This window comes from uncultured Amnibacterium sp. (genome assembly GCF_964245895.1).
Taxonomy (GTDB): Bacteria; Actinomycetota; Actinomycetes; order Actinomycetales; family Microbacteriaceae; genus Amnibacterium.
Window position 1 is genome coordinate 1 of sequence record NZ_CAXTOQ010000214.1, and the last position, 4,575, is coordinate 4,575.

The 4,575-nt window shown below is 75.5% G+C and carries 6 protein-coding genes; 4 read left to right on the forward strand and 2 right to left on the reverse strand.

All coding sequences use genetic code 11. From position 1 onward, the window contains the following. Positions 1–979 (reverse strand): MFS transporter (locus tag ACFE60_RS17805; protein WP_375390192.1); only part of this gene is annotated, 979 nt, incomplete at its 3' end. An 85-nt stretch (positions 980–1,064) separates the two neighbouring features. On the opposite strand from ACFE60_RS17805, the gene ACFE60_RS17810 reads away from it, so the two are divergent. The 4 genes from ACFE60_RS17810 (at position 1,065) to ACFE60_RS17825 (ending at position 4,216) form a co-directional block, all read left to right on the forward strand. Next, positions 1,065–1,619 (forward strand): TIGR00730 family Rossman fold protein, encoded by a 555-nt coding sequence (locus ACFE60_RS17810; protein ID WP_375390193.1) that lies wholly within the window; start codon positions 1,065–1,067, stop codon positions 1,617–1,619. Beyond that, positions 1,616–2,020 (forward strand): NUDIX domain-containing protein, encoded by a 405-nt coding sequence (locus ACFE60_RS17815; protein ID WP_375390194.1) that lies wholly within the window; start codon positions 1,616–1,618, stop codon positions 2,018–2,020. Before ACFE60_RS17810 ends, ACFE60_RS17815 begins: the two co-directional genes overlap by 4 nt. Before the next feature lie 169 nt (positions 2,021–2,189). Continuing rightward, complete coding sequence (locus tag ACFE60_RS17820) at positions 2,190–3,569, forward strand: sensor domain-containing protein (protein ID WP_375390195.1); 1,380 nt, start codon at positions 2,190–2,192, stop codon at positions 3,567–3,569. Then, a complete protein-coding gene (locus ACFE60_RS17825) occupies positions 3,566–4,216 on the forward strand; it encodes a response regulator (protein ID WP_375390196.1) in 651 nt (216 codons plus the stop codon). The genes ACFE60_RS17820 and ACFE60_RS17825 overlap by 4 nt, the downstream gene beginning before the upstream one ends. Positions 4,217–4,257: 41 nt before the next feature. Here the strand turns inward: ACFE60_RS17825 and ACFE60_RS17830 are convergent. Next, positions 4,258–4,575 (reverse strand): family 1 glycosylhydrolase (locus ACFE60_RS17830; RefSeq protein ID WP_375390197.1); only part of this gene is annotated, 318 nt, incomplete at its 5' end.

Genomic DNA, 4,575 nt, shown 5'->3' on the forward strand with positions numbered 1-4,575 from the left:
GGCGCAGCATCGCCGCGACGCCGGGCGCGTCCGACAGCCCGGCCAGCGCGAGGGCGACGGCGACGAGCGGGAAGCCGGGCACCACCGCCGCGAGCAGGGTGCCGAGCCCGGTGCAGGCGAAGCAGAGGGCCATGACGCGGTGCGCTGCGAACCGGGCGAGCACGCGGGTGACCGCCGGCACCGCGATCGCGAGCGCGCCCGCCACGCCGCCGATGGAGAACGCCGTGAGCAGCACGCCGCCGGCGGTCTCGTCCTGGCCGCGGGCGACAGCGACCAGGACCGCGACGACCGGCAGGCCGCCGGCGCCGACCATCACGACCGCGCCGCCCGCCGCGACCCGCAGGATCGGGCCGTGCGAGACGAGGTGCCGCATCGCGGCGCCGATCCCCCGGGCGAGCGCCGCGGGATGGAACGACCCGCCCCGGCCCGTGATCGGCAGCAGCTGCAGCACCAGGCAGCCGAGGAGCATGACGACGGCGAGGGCGACGAGAGCCCCCACCGGCGTGAGCAGCGCGGTCATCCCGGCGACGATCGCCGGGCCGCCGATGCCCGCGAGGTTGTAGCTGAGGGCGTCGACGGAGGTGGCGCGGGCCACGTCGCCCGGCATCACGTCGCCCGCGAAGGCGGACAGCCCGCCGACGAAGATCGGCAGCGCGCAGCCGGCGACGAGCAGCGCGAGGACCACCAGCGGCAGCGGCACCGCCTCCGCGGCCGCGGCGACGAGCAGGCCGGCGGCCAGCAGCACACCGCCGGCGAGCATCACGAGCCGGGGCGAGGGCGCGCTGTCGAGGATCGCGCCGACCAGCGGCGCGGCGACCACGCTCGGCGCCATCAGGCAGGCGAGCAGCACGCCGCCGAGCGCGACGCCGCCCAGGTCGCGCGACGCCAGCAGCACCAGCGCGACGCCGACCCCCTCCGTCACCAGGCGGACGGAGAACGCGCCGGCGAGGTACAGCACCTCCCCGCGACGTCCGTGCATCCCTCCAGCCTCCCAGCCCCGGCCGACGGTGCGCGCCACGGCCCGGTGCGACCGCCCGAAACACCGATCGCCTACGCTCCACGGCGTGAGCGAACGGGAGATCGGCGCGGTCGCGGTCTTCTGCGGCGCGCGCGACGGCGTGGACCCGAGGCACCTGCAGGCGGCGGCGGCGGTCGGGCGCACCCTCGCCGAGCGCGGCATCACGGTCGTCTACGGCGGCGGCGGCACCGGGCTGATGGGCGCCGTCGCGAACGGCGCGCTCGCGGCGGGCGGCACGGTCGTCGGGGTGATCCCGGAGGCGCTGATCGGTCCCGAGCTGGCGCACCCCGACCTCGCGGAGCTGCACGTCGTGCAGACGATGGCGGAGCGCAAGGCGATGATGGCCGACCTCGCGGACGTGTTCATCGCGCTGCCGGGCGGCGCCGGCACCCTCGAGGAGATCATCGAGCAGTGGTCGTGGGCGATGCTCGGGTACCACGCGAAGCCCTGCGGCTTCCTCGACGTGCTCGGCTACTGGTCGCCGATGCAGGAGCTGGTCGCACACATGCTGGACCAGGGGTTCCTGTCACCGAAGGGCGCCTCGATGATCCGGTTCGAGTCGTCGCTCGACCCGCTGCTCGACGCGCTCGAGGACGCGTGACCGACCGCGTCATCCGCGTCGTCGCGGCGCTCGTCACCGACCCGACCGGCCGGCAGCTGCTCGTCCGCAAGCGGGGCACGGACCGGTTCATGCAGGCGGGCGGCAAGCCGGAGGCGGGCGAGAGCCCGCGCCGCGCGCTCGTGCGCGAGCTGGCCGAGGAGCTGGGGCTCGCCGTCGCGGAGACGGCGCTGACCCCGATCGGCGCGTTCGTCACGGCCGCCGCGAACGAGCCGGACCACCGCCTGGAGGCGGACGTGTACCGGCTCAGCGTCTCCGCCGGCGTCGCGGACGCCCTCGAGCCGCACGCCGAGATCGCGGAGCTGCGGTGGTGCACCCCGGCGGAGGCGGCGCTGCTCGGCGACCGCCTCGCTCCCCTGGCGCACCTCCTCCTCACCGCCTGACCACGGATCTCGCTGGAATTGCGACGCTCAGGGACAGATGCGGTCGCCGGAGCGATCGCATCTGTCCCTGCGGGCAGCAACTCGAGGTGCCGAGGGTGGGGCTGTCCCCACCCGGAATCGGGATGCGGGCAGGATGGGACGCGATCGCGCTGACCGCGAACCTCGAGCCATGACCACCGCCACCCTCAGCACCGCCCCGCCGCCCGCCCGGCACGACCCCGCCCCGCTCGGCCGCCGCTACGGCCGGATGTGGGCGCGCACGCCGCGCGAGCTCGGCTACCTCGCCCTCACCGCCCTGATCGGCCTCGTCGTCGCCACCGTCGCCTGGACTGTCGTCGGCGCCGGCTCGGGGTTCATCCCGCTCGGCGTCCTGCTGCTCATCGCGCTGATGCTCGCCTCGCGGTACCTCGGCGCCTTCGACCTGCGCCGCCTGCGCTGGGCCGCGACGCGGCCGATCGCGGAGCCGACCTGGCAGCGCCCGTTCGCCGGCAAGCGCCCCCTCCGCGCGATCGGCGACGTGATCGCCGACGGCCACTACTGGCTGTACGCGCTGCACAGCGCGGTCGTCAGCCCCGCGCTCGCCGCCGTGACGTTCACGCTGTGGTCGACCTGGCTGGGCACCGCGCTCGTCGCTGCGACCTCGCCGATCTGGGCCACGATCACGATCGCGGGAGGCGCTCCGCTGTGGGTGGCGCCCGGCGTGGACGCCCGCGGCCGCACCATCGTGGGCCTGGTCCTGTCGCTGTCCGATCGCGGGCAGGATCCGGCCGCCACCGGCTGGGCCATCGCCGGCGTCGCCGCGCTCGGCCTGCTCATGCTCGCGCTGCTGCCGTTCATCACCCGCGGGCTCACGGTCGCGCACTGGGGCGCCGCGCGTCTGCTGCTCGGCCGCTTCGCCTCGGAGGACCTGCGCGGCGAGGTCGCGAAGGCCGACGCCGCCCGCCTCGCCGCCGTCACCGCGGAGGACTCGGCGCTGCGCCGCCTGGAGCGCGACATCCACGACGGGCCGCAGCAGCACCTCCTGCGCCTGCAGATGGAGCTGTCGACCGCCGAGCGCCGCCTGGCCGACGACCGGGAGGATGCTGCCGAGTCGATCGCGACCGCCCGCCGCCTGGCCGGCGAGACCCTCGACGAGCTGCGGGCGCTGGCCCAGGGCTTCGCTCCGCCGCTGCTGCAGGACCGCGGGCTGTCCGCCGCCCTCGGCGCGCTCGGCCGCCGCGGCGCCGTGCCGGTCGAGACCGCGATCGCGGTGGAGGGCGACCTGCCCGACGCCGTCGAGCGCAGCGTCTACTTCATCGCGGCGGAGCTGACGACGAACGCGATCAAGCACTCGGGCGCCTCCCGCATCCGGCTGGAGGCGCGTACCACCGATGCCCCGCGCACCCTCCGCCTGACGGTGACCGACGACGGGCGCGGCGGCGCGCAGGCGACGCCCGAGCACGGCCTCGCGGGCATCGCCGACCGGGTCGCCGGCCTCGGCGGCACGCTCACGGTCGTCAGCCCGGCCGGCGGCCCCACGCTCGCCGAGGTACGGGTGCCGCTGGCATGAGCGCGCCGCTCCGCGTCGTCGTCGTGGAGGACTCGATCCTCCTGCGCGAGGGCCTGGTCCGCCTCCTGGAGGAGGGCGGCATCGAGGTCCTCGCGGCCGCAGGCGACGCGGAGCGGCTGCCCGCGCTCGTCGAGCAGCACCGACCCGACGTCGTGCTGCTCGACATCCGCCTGCCTCCGACCCACCGCGACGAGGGCGTGCGGGCCGCGGTCGCGCTCCGCCGCTCCCGCCCGGACGTGGGCGTGCTGCTGCTCAGCCAGTACGTCGAGTCGACCTACGCGAGCGAGCTGCTCGCCTCCGGCGCCCGCGGCGTCGGCTACCTGCTGAAGGATCGGGTGACCGACCTCGCGCAGCTGCACGACGCGGTCGAGCGGGTCGCGGCCGGCGGCACCGTGCTCGACCCGACGCTCGTCGAGCACCTCCTGCGGGCGCGCGCCGACCCGCTGACGCGCCTCACGCCGCGGGAGCGGGAGGTGCTCGGCCTGATGGCGGAGGGGCGCAGCAACGCTGCGATCGCCGCGCGGCTCGTGGTGTCGCTCGGCGCCGTCGAGAAGCACGTCACGAGCATCCTCGGCAAGCTGGGCCTGGAGGAGTCGCCGGAGGCGCACCGCCGCGTGCTGGCGGTCCTCCGCTTCCTCGACGCCTGACCTTTCGTTCTGCAGGTCCAGCAGACCTACAGAACGAATGGTCAGGGGAGCGCGCCCGCCCGGATGACCTCCGCGTACCAGCGGGCGCTGTCCTTCGGCAGCCGCTCGAGGGTGTCGTAGTCGACCCGCACGATGCCGAACCGCTTCGAGTACCCGTACGCCCACTCGAAGTTGTCCATCAGCGACCAGACGAAGTAGCCGCGCAGGTCGACGCCGCGGTCGATCGCGTCGAGAGCGGCCCCGAAGTGGCGGTGGAGGTAGTCGATGCGCGCGGTGTCGTGCACCGCGCCGTCCTCGACGACGTCCGGGAAGGCGGCGCCGTTCTCGGTGACCATCGGCGGCAGGCCCGGGTAGCGCTC

What these genes read in the sequence shown, in the direction of transcription:
- ACFE60_RS17820 (WP_375390195.1), top strand. Translation starts at nt 2,190, where the DNA reads ATGACCACCGCCACCCTCAGCACCGCCCCGCCGCCCGCCCGGCACGAC.
- ACFE60_RS17825 (WP_375390196.1), top strand. Translation starts at nt 3,566, where the DNA reads ATGAGCGCGCCGCTCCGCGTCGTCGTCGTGGAGGACTCGATCCTCCTG.